This window comes from Enterobacter asburiae (assembly GCF_001521715.1).
GTDB lineage: Bacteria > Pseudomonadota > Gammaproteobacteria > Enterobacterales > Enterobacteriaceae > Enterobacter > Enterobacter asburiae.
This window is the reverse complement of the sequence record NZ_CP011863.1, coordinates 1529705-1545177: the sequence shown is the minus strand read 5'-3', so window position 1 is coordinate 1545177 and position 15473 is coordinate 1529705. Positions and strand designations below refer to the sequence as shown.

Here is a 15473-nt window from a genome sequence, read left to right as displayed (position 1 = left end):
CCGTGCCGAAAGTGATGCACGTCGAAGGAAATCGTGTGGTCAGAGCAGACGGCGATCACAACACGCTGAATCGTGATGAGTTTTTAGACAAAACAGTTGGAGGGTTGATTATTTAATCATCAGATTTTCTTAATTATTACCAGGTGGTCAAGATTTTGACTGCTGGAGAGCATCTAACAGTAACCTGAAAGCGGTAGTGTGCTGGCGACGGCTCGGATAATAAAGGTGATACCCCTCGAAAGTAGGGCACCACGATTCAAGGACCCTGACCAGCCGTCCGTGATTAAGCGCCTCCAGAACCGACGCCTCCGGTACGTAGGCGAGTCCGAGTCCATTCTCAGCGGCGTCGATGCGCTGCGACAGGCTGCTCAGCGTAAGCTGCCCATCAACCCGAACGCGAAGCTCGCGCCCGTCGCGTTCAAATTCCCAGTGATATAACCCCCCGCGCGTGGGCAGGCGCATGTTGATGCAGCGGTGGTCAGCGAGCTGCTCCGGCGTCTGCGGCACGCCAAAGCGAGCCAGATAATCCGTAGAACCGACCACGGCCATGCGCATATCCGGCGCGATCCGTACCGCAATCATATCTTTTGCCACCTGTTCACCCAGGCGTACTCCCGCGTCGAAACGGCCATCCACAATATCCGTCAGCCCGTTATCTACCGTTACTTCGACGTTAATCTCAGGATACTGCACCATAAACGCCTTCAGCACCGGCCAGAGCACGGCGTCCATCGCATGCTCGCCGGCGACGATGCGAACAGAACCTGCGGGTTTGTTGCGGGTGCTGCGAAGCGCCGTGACCTCCTGCTCAATCTCTAGCAAATGCGGGCTTAAGCGCGTAAAGAGCTGTTCACCCGCCTGGGTTGGAACAACGCTGCGGGTTGTGCGGGTTAAAAGGCGAACGTCCAGTCGCGCTTCAAGCTTGCGCATGGCATGACTCAGCGCCGATTGCGAGACGCCCAGCTGGGCCGCCGCGCGCGTAAAGCTGCGCTCGCGGGCGACTACCATAAAAGAGAGCAGGTCGTTGAAATTATCTTTTAGCATCGCGATTGCCTCTATTTATGAATTTCAATCATATTTCCTATCTGATTATGCACGCTAATGCTCCGGATTGCTTTGCGCTACTGTTAACGCAACAGTTAACGAGGAGCATAAGATGAAAATTATCCGCAGCGGATCATTACCTTCAGCAAAAGGACCGGAAGCCTGGTTCACCGGCACCGTCCGCATTGACGCGCCATTTCAGGCGAGCGAACCTGCCAGCGTCGGCGGGGCAACCGTGACTTTTGAGCCGGGCGCGCGCACCGCGTGGCATACGCATCCCCTTGGGCAAACGCTGATTGTGACGCAGGGTCGCGGCTGGTTACAGGAGTGGGGCAAAGCGGCGGAAGTATTGAATCAGGGCGATATCGCCTGGATCCCACCCGGCGTAAAGCACTGGCACGGCGCAAGCGCGCAAACGGCGATGACGCATATTGCCATCGCCGAATCCGTTAACGGCAGCCCGGTTGCATGGCTGGAAAAAGTCACCGACGAGCAGTATCCGAACGGCTAACCGCCAAAAACGGCAATCGCCTGCTGCAGGCGCGTGGTGCGCTGCGTCAGGTGATTCGCCGCGTGAGTGACGTTATCCACCATCCCCGTATTGTTGTGGGTCATTGCGCCGATACGGGAGATGGATGCGTTGATAAGCGTCAGCGCCTGGGTTTGCTCCTGCGTGGCGTGGCCGATCTCCTTAATCAGGGAGGAGACCCGCAGCACGTTGTCGATCATAACCGTCAGCTGCGTTTCGGTTTGTTCTACCTTCTCCACGCCTGCGTTGACGCTGGCGACGTTTTTCTCAATCAGCGCTTTGATCTCTTTCGCCGCCGTCGCGGAGTGCTGCGCAAGGTTGCGCACCTCGGCCGCCACCACGGCAAAACCGCGCCCGGCTTCACCTGCGCGCGCCGCTTCCACGGCCGCATTCAGCGCAAGAATGTTGGTCTGGAAGGCAATACGATCGATAACGCTGATAATATCGACGATCTGGCTGTTATCCTGCGACACGGATTGCATCATACCGATGGTTTCTTTCATCATCGCTTCACCGCGGTGGGCGCTGTCGCGAGTGCGATCCGCCATCTCCGTGGCTTCTTTCGCGGTTTCTGCCGTCTGCTTCACCGCGCTGGCGATCTCTTCTACCGCCGACGCGGTTTGCTGCAAAAAGTCTGCGGTCTCTTCTGAACGCGTCTGCAGCGCCGCGCCTTCTTTCGCGACCTGCTGGCTGATGGTGCCAATCCCGCTGATTTGCGCCCCGACATCGTCAACCAGCGAATTCAGGTTCAAACCTGATTGATTGACCAGGCGCATCATTAGGCCGATGTCATCGATCCGGTCAAAATGGTAATAGTCCGTTTTACGTCCTGAAACTACGCGCTGCATCTGTTGCACAATAGATTTTACCGGACGGGCGATCTGCGCATGAAGATAATAAGCCAGGGAAGTAAACAGCAGTACCAGACTCCCCGACTGCACAAGTTTATCAGGGAATAAATACACCGCCAGGCAGGAGAGTAACGCCGTCGTCGCTATACCCAGATGGATTCGTTTACTGGTGCTAAGACATTTAAAGAGCGACATAAACGAAAATAAACCGCGCCGTACCAGTAAGCCTTTATAAAAGCGGTAATGTTTTAATTCGTTATTACGCACTTTTGCGTACAGTTTTTCACTGGCCGCAATCTCTTCCCGTGCGGGGATATTTCGCACGGAAATATACCCCGTCAGGGATCCACCCTGCCAGACCGGCGTCACGTTAGCCCGCACCCAGTAGTGGTCGCCATTATGACGACGGTTCTTCACCAGCCCCGTCCAGGTCTCACCTTGCTGCAGGGTAAACCACATGTCGCCAAAGGCTTCGGCAGGCATATCGGGATGCCGGATGAGGTTATGCGGCTCACCCAGAAGATGTTCTTCTTTATATCCACTGGCTTCAATAAAAGCGGAATTAGCATAGGTAATATGGCTTTTGGTATCGGTGGTCGACATTAACGTCGAGCCATCGTTAAGTAAATACTCGTTTTGTGTAACGGGACTGTTACGCCTCATGAGTAACTCCATGATGATGTGCAAGAATAAAAAATGCCCGGAAAAAGCTCCGGCAAGATTAATGTGATTATTTTTATATAACACTATGCAGCATATTCTGTCTGAAATTATGACTGCCTGAAATACCCGTTGTTCATTATTTTTAATCTGTTAATGCTATCGAATGTAATAAAAATGAAAATATTTTCAGGGGTGTATTCTGGAGTCGCTGCAAATAAACGACATAAGCCAAACTGAAAGAGGGAGATCGTCTCTCAGGAAAAATTGCCATGCTGAAATAGCGTTTCGTTAACAGGATGAAAACGCTATGATTTGGTCAGTTTTCGTTATTACAGTGAGGCTGAGGTGAAAATTAACGTCATCGGAACCAGCGGGAGCGGAAAAAGCACGCTGGCGAAGCAGATTGCTACCGAACTGGCTATTCCCTATATCGAGATGGACAGACTCTACTGGCGACCTGACTGGCAGGGAACGCCGGACGATGTGTTTCAGGAAAAGCTGGAGCAGGCGCTACAGGCTTCGCCAGACTGGGTGCTTGACGGCAACTATAACCGCACGCGGCCGGTGAAATGGCGTAATGTCGACGTTGTGGTGTGGGTCGATTATGGCTTTGCCCGCACCCTCTGGCAGGCCGTCACCAGGGCAATCAAACGGGCCTGGCATAAGCACGAGCTCTGGCCCGGAACCGGGAACAAAGAGAGTTTCCGGCGCGCGTTTTTCAGCAGAGAGTCCATCCTCATCTGGACGATGAAAACCTGGCGTAACAACCGCACGCGTTATGAAGCCGATCTGCAAAACCCGCAGTATGGGCATATTCGCTTTATCCGCATTACCCGCCGCGGGCAGGGGAAAACGCTGATTGCTGACTTAAAGTCTTATTCTTAGCATGGTTTTATATATCTGATTTTCGGCAAACTAAATGTAAATTAATTGTTTCTCAGTGGTGAAATGCGCCTTTAATAATGTCGACATGTTAAGTCAAACGAGAACGCAACATGTCATGGCGAATCAGCATTCTGGATAAAAGCCCCATCGCTGAAAACGAAACGGCTGCCGATGCGCTGGCGCGTACGCTGGCGCTGGCGCAGCAGGCAGAAAATCTGGGCTATCACCGCTTCTGGATTGCCGAACACCACAACACTCCCCACCTTGCCAGCCCCTCGCCGGAGCTGCTGATTGCCTGGATCCTCGGGCAGACAACGCGCATCCGCGTCGGATCCGGCGGCGTGATGCTCCAGCACTACAGCCCTTATAAAGTCGCCGAAAATTTCAACGTGCTGGCCGCGCTGGCGCCCGGCCGCGTGGATCTCGGCGTCGGAAAAGCCCCCGGCGGGCTGCCGCTCTCAACCCGCGCGCTTCAGCAGGGTCTGAATCAACAGGAAAAGGGCAGCTTCGCCGAACAGCTGGCCCAGCTCGATCGCTGGATCCGTCCTGAGCATCAGTCTCATGAAGAGGCCGTTCGCGCCACGCCGCTGCCGCCATTGCCTGCAGAGGGTTTCCTGCTGGGCGCGAGTACCGATAGCGCGCTGCTGGCCGCCGGGCTCGGCTGGCACTTTGTCTTTGCCGCGCATCTGAACGGTGACCCGGAACTGCTGCGCGAGGTGGTATCGACCTGGCGTGAGAACAGCGCGCGGGACGTAATTGTGGCGGTACAGGCGATTGTCGCGCCGACGCAGGCCCAGGCGGAAGCCCTGGCGCAGAAGGTCGAAGTGTGGGGCGTTGAGCTGGCAAACGGCCAGCGCGTCACCGTGGCCAGCGAAGAGCAGGCCTACGCCTTTGCGCGTCAGGCGGGCAGCGAGCCGGTGCGCATTGCACGTCGGGCGCAGTCGCTGCTGGCGGGTACGGCTGAATCGGTGCTCGAACAGCTTAACACCCTGCATGAAAAGTGGGGCATTGACGAATTTATCATCGACACGCCGGTAGCGGAGGGAGCAACGCGCGTCGCGTCGCTGCGCCTGCTTGCCGAGGCGCGTCTTAACAGGGAGGTCACCGTATGAGCTTTGGCGAACAGCTGATTGCCTGGCGTCGCGAGCTGCACCAGAACCCGGAGCTCTCCGGCCAGGAAGTGGAGACCACGACGCGCCTGCGCCAGTGGCTGACGAATGCCGGGATTACCCCGCAGCCTTACGACCTGTCGACCGGGCTGGTGGCGGAAATCGGCTCGGGCAACAAACTGATTGCGCTGCGGGCGGATATCGACGCTCTGCCGATTGAAGAGCGCAGCGGCGTGCCGTTTAGCTCCCAGCGTGCAGGCGTAATGCATGCCTGCGGGCACGATATCCACACCAGCGTGATCCTCGGCGCCGCGTTAAAGCTGAAAGAGCGGGAAGCGTCGCTTAATGGCCGGGTGCGGATCCTGTTTCAGCCTGCCGAAGAGAACTTTGGCGGTGCGAAGAGCATGGTGCGGGCCGGTGCCCTGCGCGACGTCAGCGCCATCTTCGGCATGCATAACGAGCCCGGCCTGCCGGTCGGTGAGTTCGCTACCCGCGGCGGGCCGTTTTATGCCAACGTCGATCGCTTCGTGATCCGCATTACCGGTAAGGGCGCGCACGCCGCACGTCCGCACGAAGGCAACGACGCCATCGTGCTGGCGAGCCAGCTGGTAACGGCGCTGCAAAGCGTCGCCAGCCGCAACGTCAACACGCTGGACTCGGTAGTGCTGAGCGTGACGCGCATTGCAGGCGGTAACACCTGGAACGTGCTGCCGGAAAGCGTCGAGCTGGAAGGCACGCTGCGCACCCACCGCACGGAGGTGCAGCAGAACGTGAAAGCCCGCGTGGGCGAAATCGCCGCCGGGTTTGCCAGCGCCTTTAGCGCGCAGATTGATATCACCTGGTATGCCGGACCCACCGCGCTGGTGAACGACGAGCGCTGGGCCGATTTCGCCACCTCGGTCGCCAGAGAAGCAGGCTACGAAACCCGGCACGCCGAGCTGCATATGGGTGGGGAAGATTTCGCGGTCTATCTCCAGCAGATCCCGGGGGCGTTTGTCAGCATCGGCAGCAACAGCCCGTACGGTTTACATCATCCGGCATTCAATCCGGATGAGGCATTAATTGAGCCCGCTGCCCGCTATTTTGCACAGCTTGCGGAAAAAGCCCTGCAACACGTTTAATTCTGGAGAGGTGAATATGTCTGCACATCGTCAATTGCGGCTCGGGACCATTTTGCATGGTGCATCCGGAAATATGTCCGCCTGGCGTCACCCTGAGGCCGTCGCCGATGCCAGCATCAATTTTGATTTCGTCAAAGCGACGGCGTTAAAGGCGGAGGAGGGCAAACTCGATTTTTTATTCGTTGCCGACGGTCTCTATATCAACGAGAAATCGATCCCGCATTTTTTAAACCGCTTTGAACCGCTGACGGTGTTATCCGCTCTCGCCAGCATCACCTCGCGCCTGGGGCTGGTGGGAACCTTATCCACCTCCTACAGCGAGCCTTTCACGACGGCGCGCCAGTTCGCCAGCCTCGACCACCTCAGCAACGGACGCGCGGGCTGGAACGTGGTGACTTCGCCGCTGGAAGGGTCAGCAAAGAACTTTTCCCGAGAAAAACACCCCGAGCACGCGCTGCGCTATCGCATTGCGGATGAGTATCTCGACGTGGTGAAAGGGCTGTGGGATTCCTGGGAGGGCGACGCCTTTGTGCGCAATAAAGAGAGCGGTCAGTTTTTTGACCCGGCCAAACTGCATACCCTGGATCACCACGGTGATTTCTTCCAGGTCGCCGGTCCGCTGAATATTGGTCGTACGCCACAAGGCCGACCGATTGTCTTTCAGGCGGGCGCGTCGGACGACGGGAAAAAGCTGGCTGCGAAACATGCCGACGCCATTTTTACCCATCACGAAACGCTCGATGAGGCAAAAGCCTTTTACCGCGACGTGAAGCAGCAGCTGGAAACTAACGGACGCCGCGCGTCAGATTTACATATTTTCCAGGGCGTCAGCGTGATTGTGGGTAAAGACGCCGACGACGTGGAAAATCAGTACCAAACCACGGCGGCGCTGGTGTCAATTAATGATGCCCTCAACTACCTCGGGCGTTATTTTGAACATCACGATTTCAGCCAGTATCCGCTCGACGAGCCGTTCCCGGATATCGGCGACTTAGGCAAAAACAGCTTCCGCAGCACCACCGATGAAATTAAGCGCAATGCCCGCGAGAGCAGCTTAACCCTGCGTCAGGTAGCGCTGGAAGCCGCCTCGCCGCGCCCGCGCTTTTCCGGTACGCCGGAAGAGGTGGCCGACGGCCTGCAGGCCTGGTTTGAAGGCTATGCCGCAGACGGCTTCATCATTCAGGGCGGTACGCCGGACACCTTCCCGCGCTTTGTTGACCAGGTTGTGCCCGTTTTACAGGCGCGCGGGCTGTTCCGTACCGACTACCCGGGTACCACGCTGCGCGAAAGCCTCGGCTTAGACGAACCCAAAAACCAGTTCACACAACAATAAAAGAGAACCCCGCTATGCAGAAAACATCGCTTATTCTGGCGCTCGCGCTGGCCTTTACCCCTGCCGTCTGGGCAGAGAATGTGAATATTAACGGCACCGGCGTGAGCATCGAGGCCAATAAAACGCCGGTTAATACCGCCAAAAACAATGATGCGGTGGCACAGCTGCCGAAAGATTATCGCTTCGCCGTGCCGGGCAAATTTACCGTTGCGGTAGCGGGCCTCAATCAACCGCCGCTGACGGTTTTCTCCGACGACAACAAAACGCTGCTGGGAAGTGAAGTGGACGTCGCTCGTCTGGTCGCTGACAGCCTGGGGCTGGAGCTGAACGTGGTGCCAACCTCCTGGGAGGACTGGCCGCTGGGCGTGGCCTCCGGGAAATATGATGCCGCCATCAGCAACATCACCGTCACCAAAGAGCGTAAAGAGAAGTTTGATTTTGCCACCTACCGCAAAGATTCCCTCGGGTTCTACGTGAAATCAACCAGCCCGATCAAGTCGCTTGAGAAGGCTGAGGACATCGCCGGGCTGCGGATTATCGTCGGCTCCGGCACCAACCAGGAGGCCATCCTGCTGGCCTGGAATGCCGAAAACCTGAAGAAGGGGCTGAAGCCCTTTACCCCGATCTACACCAAAGACGATGCGGCACAAACGCTGGCGCTGCAGTCCGGACGCGCGGATGCCTACTTTGGTCCGAACGTGATTGGCGCCTGGAAAGCGGCGCTGAACGGGAAAACCAAACTGGTGGGGAGCGTCGACGGCGGCTGGCCGAAGGCGGCGCACATTGCCGTGACGCTGAAGAAAGGCAGCGGGCTGGTTGAGCCGGTGCAAACCGCGCTGAACGGCGTCATCAAAAACGGCGATTACGACAAAGTGCTGAACCGCTGGGGGGAAGGGGTTGAGCGTATTCCTCAGTCAGAAGTGAACCCGGCTGGCCTGGGCGATTAAGGAGGCGTGATGAGCGAACGATTTCGTGATGTTTCACCGGAAGACGCCGAGCTTCAGCCCATTATCGAAGGGCTGTTCGGTGAATATGCCGCCCGCTACGGGGACTACTTCTCCAAAGACGCGGAGGTTGAGCTCACCGAATGGTATTTAGCGCCGCAGGGGCTGTTTATCGTGCTGGAGCGCGACGGGAAGATTATCGCTACCGGCGCGTACAAACCTTTCGACGAACGCACCGCGGAAATCAAACGCATCTGGACGGACAAAACCCTGCGTCAGCAGGGGCTTGCCGGGCGCGTGGTGCAGGAGCTTGAGCGCAGGGCGGTGCTGGCAGGATACAGCCAAATTTACCTGACAACCGGCTTTCGCCAGCCGGAAGCGGTCAGGCTCTATCTCAGCCAGGGCTATCAGCCGCAGTTCGATCTGAACCGCGATCCGGAAGAGTACAGCCAGCCGCCGTTTGACGGTCGGCTGCGCTTCACCAAAACGCTGGTACGCGAAGCGTTCAGTAAAACCGCATGAGGAATGACGATGAGCAACGTTGAAACCATTAAGGTGGTCCCGGCGCGTTATCCGCTGCGGGCCGTCGGCGCCGCGGTGGCGCTGTTTTTCCTGGCGGTCGTGATTCAGTCCGTGGCCTTTAATCCGCGCTGGGAGTGGGCGGTGTTTGCCCGCTGGTTCTTTGACCCGGTGATCCTGGAAGGCGTAGGGCAGACCCTGCTGCTGACCCTGATTGGCACCGCGCTGAGCGTGGTGTTGGGCGGCATGCTGGCGCTGGCGAGACTGTCCTCGTCGTGGCTTCTGAGCAGCCTGGCGTGGGCCTACATCTGGCTGTTTCGATCGCTGCCGCTGATCGTGGTGCTGATCATTCTCTACAACTTCTCCTATCTCTACGACACGCTCTCTCTCGGCGTGCCGTTCACCGGCATCACCTGGGGCAGCTTTGAAACCATCAACGTGCTGGGGCAGTTTTCTACCGCCGTGGTGGGGCTAACCCTGGTGCAGAGCGCCTATACAGCCGAGATCGTTCGAGGCGGATTCCTCGGGGTCGATCACGGCCAGTACGAGGCCGCCGCCGCGCTCGGCCTGCCGGCCTGGCGCCGCACGGTGCGGATCATTTTGCCTCAGGCGCTGCGCACCATTCTGCCGTCGGGATTCAATGAAATCATCAGCCTCGCCAAGGGCACGGCGATGGTGTACGTCCTGGCGATGCCGGAGCTGTTCTATACCATCCAGATGATCTACAACCGCACGCAGGAGGTGATCCCGCTGCTGATGGTCGGTGCCGCTTGGTACCTGGCGATCACCACCGTCCTGTCCGCTATCCAGTACGGCGTCGAACGCGCGCTTGCCCGCAGCGAACGCCGCTCTGCCGTTAACCAGAACCGTGCCGCTCGTCGCACCCGTTCTGTCACCACCACACCAGCACAGGAGCCCGTCCATGCAAGCCTCTCCTGAAGGACATATTTCGATTACCGGCGTCAGCAAATATTTTGGCCGCCATAAGGCGCTCGACAACGTTTCGCTTGAGATCCCGCCCGGCTCCGTGACGGTGATCCTCGGGCCGTCCGGCTCCGGTAAATCGACGCTGCTGCGCACCATTAACCACCTGGAGCGCGTCGACGAAGGCTTTATTCAGATCGACGGGGACTACATCGGCTATCGCCGTCAGGGCGACAAGCTCTATGAGCTAAAGGAGAAGGAGATCCTCAAACAGCGCGTCAACGTGGGCTACGTGTTTCAGAACTTCAATCTCTTTCCACATCTCACGGTGCTGGAAAACCTGATTGAGGCGCCCATCGCGCATAAAAAGCTCAGCAAAAAAGAGGCGGTGGAAAGGGCGTACAGCCTGCTGGACGTGGTTGGGCTGCGGGATAAAGCCGATGCCTGGTCACGCCATCTTTCCGGCGGTCAGCAGCAGCGTATCGCGATTGCACGCGCGCTGGCGCTGCGTCCCCGCGTGATGCTGTTTGATGAACCCACCTCGGCGCTGGATCCGGAGCTGGTGGGGGAAGTGCTGGACGTGATCAAAAAGCTGGCCCGATCCGGCACCACGCTGGTGGTGGTGACCCACGAGATCGGCTTTGCCCGGGAAGTGGCGGATCAGGTGGTGTTTATGGTCGACGGAAAAATCGTCGAGCAGGGAAGCAGTGACGAGGTATTAAACCGTCCGTCACATGCGCGAACGCGCCAGTTTCTCTCCAAAGTTTTGTAAGGAGTGCCAATGAAATATGGACTTCTGGCGGGGCTGGTCTTCACGACGGCGAGCCACGCCAGCATTGATTTGAAAGCCAACGAGCAGCCGCTGCCGGTGACGGTGGATCGGCAGGCCGTGGCGAAGATCCCCGCCAATTACAAATTCGTTGAGCCGGGTACGCTGACGGTCGCCGTTTCGGCGCTGAACTCTCCGCCGCTGGCGCTGCTGGCCAGCGATAACCGTACGCGCATTGGCAGCGATCCGGATATCGCCCGCCTGCTGGCGGGCAGTCTGGGGCTAAAGCTGAAGCTGGTGCCGACGGCGTGGGAAGACTGGCCGCTGGGGATCGCTTCCGGGCGCTACGACGTGGCGCTGGTGAACATTGCGGTGACCGAACAGCGTAAAGAGAAGTTTGATTTTGCGACCTACCGCGTCGATTCGCTGGCGTTTTCAGTGAAATCCACCAGCGAGATCCAGTCAATCAAAAGCGCGGAAGATCTGGCCGGGAAAAAGGTGATTGTCGGCTCTGGTACCAATCAGGAGCGCATTCTGCTGGGCTGGAACGAAGAGAACAAAAAGGCAGGAAGGGCGCCTGCGCTGCCGGTCTATCTCCACGACGATGCCTCGGGCAATCTCTATATTCAGTCCGGCAGGGCGGACGTGTTCTTTGGCCCTCAGTCGGTTTCAGCCTACAAAGCGGCGCTCACCGGCAAAACCCGCGTTGTCGGTTTAGGGCCGAAAAAAGCCTATGTCGCGACCACCACCGAAAAAGGCAATGAGCTGGTGTACGCGCTGCAGGCCGCGCTGGACGGCGCGATTAAGCGCGGAGATTACCAGAAGGTGCTGGCGCGCTGGGGCGAGCAGGGGGAAGCGGTGGCGCAGTCGGAGGTCAACCCGCCTGGGATAACCTACTAATGGTGCTCTACACTTAGAGTTTTCATCCCGCAGGGGGCAACATGATTAAACTCTATGGCGTACCCGGCTGGGGCTCGGCAATCGGTGAAGTGATGCTAACCCTGGCTGATATCCCTTATCAATTTATCAACGTGGACGGGTTTGACCAGCCCGGTCCGCAGCGTGAGCTGCTGCAAAAGCTCAACCCGCTGTGTCAGGTACCCACGCTGGAGCTGGAAAATGGCGCCATCATGACCGAAACGGCGGCGATCGCCCTGATGGTGCTCGACAGATGCCCCGATCTCGCGCCGCCCGTGGGGCAGGCCGAACGCCAGCAGTTTCAGCGTCTGCTCATCTGGTTTGTGGCCAACGTCTATCCCACGTTTACGTATGCAGACTATCCCGAGCGCTGGGCGCCGGATGCGCCTGAACAGCTGCAGAAAAACTGCATCGAATACCGGAAGTCGCTTTACTTGTGGTTCGACACTCAGCTCAAGGCCGCCCCGTTTGCGTTGGGTGAACGGCTGACGCTGCTGGACGTGTATATCGCGGTGGCGCGCACCTGGGGGCCACGCCATGACTGGTTTGCGACCAATACGCCGAGGTTTACGGCTATTGCGAACACCGTATGCCAGCTGCCGGAACTGCACAAGGTGTTAAAGGCCAACGGTATTATCTGATAACGTGGAGCCCTGACTCACAACTGGAAGCCTGCATATGCCACACGTAGATATCAAATGTTTTCCCCGCGATTTGAACGACGAACAAAAAACCGCACTGGCCGAGGATATTGCTGAGGTCATTATTCGCTATTTCAACAGCAAAGACAGTTCGGTGTCCGTTGCGTTGAATCAGGTGAACCAGGAGGACTGGAAAGCGCAGGTCTGGGATACCGAAATAGGACCGAAGCTGGACGAATTAATCAAAAAGCCAGGCTATTCAATGTAAGCGCAACTGCCGGGGGGAACTCTCCTCCCCGGTTTTCCCGTCTCGTCTTCCCGCTTTTTCGCAAAAATCGATAAAAATGCGTTTTATCTTATCCGTTACACTTTACGTTTCTGGCTGACAGCCCATCAATCCTTAGGAAAGATCTCAAACAGAATCAGTTAAGGACAGACACGTTAAAGGATAATTTTCTCATGACAAAATTACCCCGTTTTTCACTCGCCTTTCTTCACCCTCGTTACTGGCTAAGCTGGGCTGGCATCGCCGCGCTGTGGCTCATCATGCTGCTCCCTTATCCGCTGCTGTTCCGAATCGGCCACGGCCTTGGACGGCTGGCGATGCGCCTGCTTCCGCGCCGCGTCGAGATTGCCCGCCGCAACCTGGAGCTCTGTTTTCCGGAGATGAAAAAGGCGGAGCGAGAGTCGCTGCTGCAGCGTAATTTTGAATCGGTAGGAATGGGGGTAATCGAAACCGGGATGGCATGGTTCTGGCCCTCGTGGCGGGTGAAGAAATGCTTTACCGTGCAGGGGTATGAGCACATGGAAAAGGCGCGGGCAAAGGGCAATGGCGTGGTGCTCGTTGGCATGCATTTTCTCACCCTCGAGCTGGGCGCGAGGATCTTTGGCATGCTTAATCCCGGCATTGGGGTGTATCGTCCGAATAATAACGCGCTGCTGGACTGGCTTCAGACGCGCGGACGCCTGCGCTCCAATAAAACCATGCTCGATCGTCATGATTTAAAGGGCATGATCCGCTCGCTGAAGCAGAATGAGATTTTGTGGTACGCCCCGGACCATGACTATGGCAAAACCAATAGCGTCTTTGTGCCGTTCTTTGCGGTTCCGGATGCCGCCACGACCGCGGGTAGCTACATGCTGGTCAAAAGCGCTAAGCCTGCCGTCATTCCCTTTGTGCCGCGCCGCAGGGCGGACGGCACCGGCTACGAACTGATTATTCTGGAGGATATCAGCGAGTCGCTGCAGGGAGGAGATAAAGAATCTGTTGCGACGCAGATGAACAGGGCGATTGAACAGGCGGTACGGATGGCGCCAGAACAGTATATGTGGCTGCACCGGCGCTTCAAAACGCGTCCTGAAGGTCAGCCTGACCGGTATGCCCGCCGCAAGAACATGGCACCACGGGCTGATATCCTGTCTGCCGCCGATCTTTCCGAACGGTCGGGCATCCAGCACTAAGGCAGCAATCCTGCCCTCACCGTGCAGTGAGGGCAGGATCGAGGCTTACAGCGCAGACCTGCGGTACGGCGCATAGTCCGCCTGCCACCAGGTCTTCTCAATACGCGCCATCAGCGTCTCATCATCTATCGCCGGAGCCACGCCCTGTTCAATCGCGGCCCGGGCGACGGCGACGGCAATCTGGCGTGATACCGTTTCAATCTGATCTACCGGCGGCAGCAATCCACCTTTTTCCGTGGTGACCAGCGGAGACTGCGCGGCCAGGCTGCGGCTTGCTGCCATCAGCATCTCTTCAGTCACCCGGCGCGCGTTACAGGCCAGCACGCCCAACCCCAGACCCGGGAAAATATAGGCGTTGTTACACTGGGCGATCTCGTAGTGTTCATTCTCCCAGAATACCGGGGCGAACGGGCTGCCGGTGGCCACCAGTGCGGCACCCTGGGTCCAGGCGATAAGATCCTGCGGCTGGGCTTCCGCCCGCGAGGTCGGGTTAGAAAGCGGCATGATGATCGGGCGCGGACAGTGGCGATGCATCTCTTTGACAATCTCTTCGCTGAACAGCCCCGGCTGGCCTGAAACGCCGATCATCACCGTAGGATGCGCGTTCTTCACCACGTCCAGCAGGGAAATATTTTGCGAGTCTACCTGCCAGCTGCAAACGGCGTCGCGCGCGGTAAGCAGGTTTTTCTGGAAATCGAGCACATTGGTCATGTCGTCGGTCAGCAGGCCGAAGCGATCGACCATAAAGATCCGGCTGCGCGCTTCGGACTCGGTCAGGCCGTCATCCATCATCAGCGCCACAATTTTTTCAGCTATCCCGCATCCGGCAGAACCGCTGCCCAGGAAGACCACGCGCTGGTCGCGAATGCGCGTGCCCGCCGCATGCGCCGCCGCCATCAGCGTACCGGCGGTGACGGCCGCCGTGCCCTGGATATCATCATTGAAGCAGCACAGCTGGTCGCGGTAGCGCCGGAGCAGCCTGGTGGCGTTTTTCTGCGCGAAGTCTTCAAATTGCAGGAGCACATTGGGCCAGCGCGCTTTAACGGTGCTGACAAACATATCCATAAACTCAGCGTACTGATCGTCGCTGATGCGCGGGTGGCGCCAGCCCATGTACATCGGGTCGTCGAGGTGGTGCTGATTATTGGTGCCGACATCCAGCATTATCGGCAGGGTAGAAGCAGGATGGATCCCTCCGCAGGCGGTATACAGCGACAGCTTGCCAATTGGAATGCCCATGCCGCCAATACCCTGATCGCCCAGCCCTAAAATACGTTCCCCGTCCGTCACCACAATCACGCGAACGTCGTTGCGCGAAAAACTTTGCAGCATCTCATCAATACGATGTCGATTCGGCCATGAAATAAACAGGCCGCGCGCGCGTCGATAAATCGTGGAGAAATGCTCGCAGGCTTCACCGACCGTCGGGGTATAGATAATCGGTAACGTCTCTTTCAGATGCGAACGCAGGAGGTTATAAAAGAGCGTTTCGTTGGTATCCTGAATATTTCGCAGGTAAACATGACGCGAAATATCGCTTTTAAAATGGCAGAACTGCACCCAGGCGCGCTCGGTTTGTTCTTCAATAGTTTCAACGTTGTGCGGCAATAATCCATGCAGGTTAAAATTGTCACGCTCTTCTTTAATAAATGCGAGTCCTTTATTTAGCAGCGGATTTTCCAGCAATACGGCCCCGTTATAGGGGGTGTACAGAACTTCTTTCCGGGACATGGTTAACTCCTGAATTTTTTATATAAAGCAG

14 protein-coding genes and 1 pseudogene are annotated in these 15473 nt (G+C 57.4%); 12 read left to right on the top strand and 3 right to left on the bottom strand.

The window, feature by feature from the left end; all coding sequences use genetic code 11:
* Positions 1 to 147: 147 nt before the first annotated feature.
* The gene (locus ACJ69_RS07640; RefSeq protein ID WP_059346829.1) at positions 148 to 1044 is read right to left on the bottom strand and encodes a LysR family transcriptional regulator; all 897 of its coding nucleotides are present in this window, start codon (positions 1042 to 1044) and stop codon (positions 148 to 150) included.
* 112 nt (positions 1045 to 1156) lie between these two features.
* Between ACJ69_RS07640 and ACJ69_RS07635 the strand changes: the two genes are divergently transcribed.
* Positions 1157 to 1555, top strand: coding sequence for a (R)-mandelonitrile lyase (locus tag ACJ69_RS07635; RefSeq protein WP_032656857.1), 399 nt, complete (start codon positions 1157 to 1159; stop codon positions 1553 to 1555).
* Here the strand turns inward: ACJ69_RS07635 and ACJ69_RS07630 are convergent.
* Complete coding sequence (locus tag ACJ69_RS07630) at positions 1552 to 3087, bottom strand: methyl-accepting chemotaxis protein (RefSeq protein WP_059346828.1); 1536 nt, start codon at positions 3085 to 3087, stop codon at positions 1552 to 1554. The genes ACJ69_RS07635 and ACJ69_RS07630 overlap by 4 nt on opposite strands.
* 345 nt (positions 3088 to 3432) lie before the next feature.
* On the opposite strand from ACJ69_RS07630, the gene ACJ69_RS07625 reads away from it, so the two are divergent.
* The 11 genes and pseudogenes from ACJ69_RS07625 (at position 3433) to ACJ69_RS07570 (ending at position 13711) form a co-directional block, all read left to right on the top strand.
* Entirely contained in the window at positions 3433 to 3972 is a 540-nt protein-coding gene (locus ACJ69_RS07625) for an AAA family ATPase (protein WP_059347820.1), read from the top strand.
* Positions 3973 to 4082: 110 nt separating this feature from the next.
* Positions 4083 to 5084: an LLM class flavin-dependent oxidoreductase gene (locus ACJ69_RS07620; RefSeq protein WP_059346827.1), complete on the top strand. Its 1002-nt coding sequence runs from the start codon at positions 4083 to 4085 to the stop codon at positions 5082 to 5084.
* Positions 5081 to 6202, top strand: coding sequence for a M20 peptidase aminoacylase family protein (locus ACJ69_RS07615; protein WP_039262859.1), 1122 nt, complete (start codon positions 5081 to 5083; stop codon positions 6200 to 6202). The genes ACJ69_RS07620 and ACJ69_RS07615 overlap by 4 nt, the downstream gene beginning before the upstream one ends.
* Positions 6203 to 6218: 16 nt before the next feature.
* Positions 6219 to 8482: pseudogene (locus ACJ69_RS25665) on the top strand (NtaA/DmoA family FMN-dependent monooxygenase).
* A 9-nt stretch (positions 8483 to 8491) separates the two neighbouring features.
* A complete protein-coding gene (locus ACJ69_RS07600) occupies positions 8492 to 9001 on the top strand; it encodes a GNAT family N-acetyltransferase (RefSeq protein ID WP_008501765.1) in 510 nt (169 codons plus the stop codon).
* 9 nt (positions 9002 to 9010) lie between these two features.
* Positions 9011 to 9937, top strand: coding sequence for an amino acid ABC transporter permease (locus ACJ69_RS07595; RefSeq protein ID WP_059346825.1), 927 nt, complete (start codon positions 9011 to 9013; stop codon positions 9935 to 9937).
* On the top strand, positions 9921 to 10694 hold the full coding sequence (locus ACJ69_RS07590; RefSeq protein WP_023311967.1) for an amino acid ABC transporter ATP-binding protein: 774 nt from the start codon (positions 9921 to 9923) through the stop codon (positions 10692 to 10694). The genes ACJ69_RS07595 and ACJ69_RS07590 overlap by 17 nt, the downstream gene beginning before the upstream one ends.
* A 9-nt stretch (positions 10695 to 10703) precedes the next feature.
* Positions 10704 to 11591 (top strand): ABC transporter substrate-binding protein, encoded by an 888-nt coding sequence (locus ACJ69_RS07585; protein WP_059346824.1) that lies wholly within the window; start codon positions 10704 to 10706, stop codon positions 11589 to 11591.
* 41 nt (positions 11592 to 11632) lie between these two features.
* Complete coding sequence (locus ACJ69_RS07580) at positions 11633 to 12250, top strand: glutathione S-transferase family protein (RefSeq protein ID WP_054829642.1); 618 nt, start codon at positions 11633 to 11635, stop codon at positions 12248 to 12250.
* A gap of 37 nt (positions 12251 to 12287) precedes the next feature.
* Positions 12288 to 12518, top strand: coding sequence for a tautomerase PptA (gene pptA, locus ACJ69_RS07575; protein ID WP_059346823.1), 231 nt, complete (start codon positions 12288 to 12290; stop codon positions 12516 to 12518).
* Between the two features lie 191 nt (positions 12519 to 12709).
* The gene (locus ACJ69_RS07570) at positions 12710 to 13711 is read left to right on the top strand and encodes a Kdo(2)-lipid IV(A) acyltransferase (RefSeq protein ID WP_059346822.1); all 1002 of its coding nucleotides are present in this window, start codon (positions 12710 to 12712) and stop codon (positions 13709 to 13711) included.
* A 45-nt stretch (positions 13712 to 13756) separates the two neighbouring features.
* Here the strand turns inward: ACJ69_RS07570 and ACJ69_RS07565 are convergent, their stop codons facing one another.
* Positions 13757 to 15442: an NAD-dependent malic enzyme gene (locus tag ACJ69_RS07565; protein WP_059346821.1), complete on the bottom strand. Its 1686-nt coding sequence runs from the start codon at positions 15440 to 15442 to the stop codon at positions 13757 to 13759.
* Positions 15443 to 15473 lie beyond the last annotated feature (31 nt).

Excerpts from the sequence above, each read along its gene's own strand:
- ACJ69_RS07640 (WP_059346829.1), bottom strand. The coding sequence starts at position 1,044 with ATGCTAAAAGATAATTTCAACGACCTGCTCTCTTTTATGGTAGTCGCC.
- ACJ69_RS07585 (WP_059346824.1), top strand. The coding sequence starts at position 10,704 with ATGAAATATGGACTTCTGGCGGGGCTGGTCTTCACGACGGCGAGCCAC.
- ACJ69_RS07565 (WP_059346821.1), bottom strand. The coding sequence starts at position 15,442 with ATGTCCCGGAAAGAAGTTCTGTACACCCCCTATAACGGGGCCGTATTG.
- ACJ69_RS07590 (WP_023311967.1), top strand. The coding sequence starts at position 9,921 with ATGCAAGCCTCTCCTGAAGGACATATTTCGATTACCGGCGTCAGCAAA.
- ACJ69_RS07615 (WP_039262859.1), top strand. The coding sequence starts at position 5,081 with ATGAGCTTTGGCGAACAGCTGATTGCCTGGCGTCGCGAGCTGCACCAG.
- ACJ69_RS07635 (WP_032656857.1), top strand. The coding sequence starts at position 1,157 with ATGAAAATTATCCGCAGCGGATCATTACCTTCAGCAAAAGGACCGGAA.
- ACJ69_RS07620 (WP_059346827.1), top strand. The coding sequence starts at position 4,083 with ATGTCATGGCGAATCAGCATTCTGGATAAAAGCCCCATCGCTGAAAAC.
- ACJ69_RS07595 (WP_059346825.1), top strand. The coding sequence starts at position 9,011 with ATGAGCAACGTTGAAACCATTAAGGTGGTCCCGGCGCGTTATCCGCTG.
- pptA (WP_059346823.1), top strand. The coding sequence starts at position 12,288 with ATGCCACACGTAGATATCAAATGTTTTCCCCGCGATTTGAACGACGAA.
- ACJ69_RS07600 (WP_008501765.1), top strand. The coding sequence starts at position 8,492 with ATGAGCGAACGATTTCGTGATGTTTCACCGGAAGACGCCGAGCTTCAG.
- ACJ69_RS07580 (WP_054829642.1), top strand. The coding sequence starts at position 11,633 with ATGATTAAACTCTATGGCGTACCCGGCTGGGGCTCGGCAATCGGTGAA.
- ACJ69_RS07630 (WP_059346828.1), bottom strand. The coding sequence starts at position 3,087 with ATGAGGCGTAACAGTCCCGTTACACAAAACGAGTATTTACTTAACGAT.
- ACJ69_RS07570 (WP_059346822.1), top strand. The coding sequence starts at position 12,710 with ATGACAAAATTACCCCGTTTTTCACTCGCCTTTCTTCACCCTCGTTAC.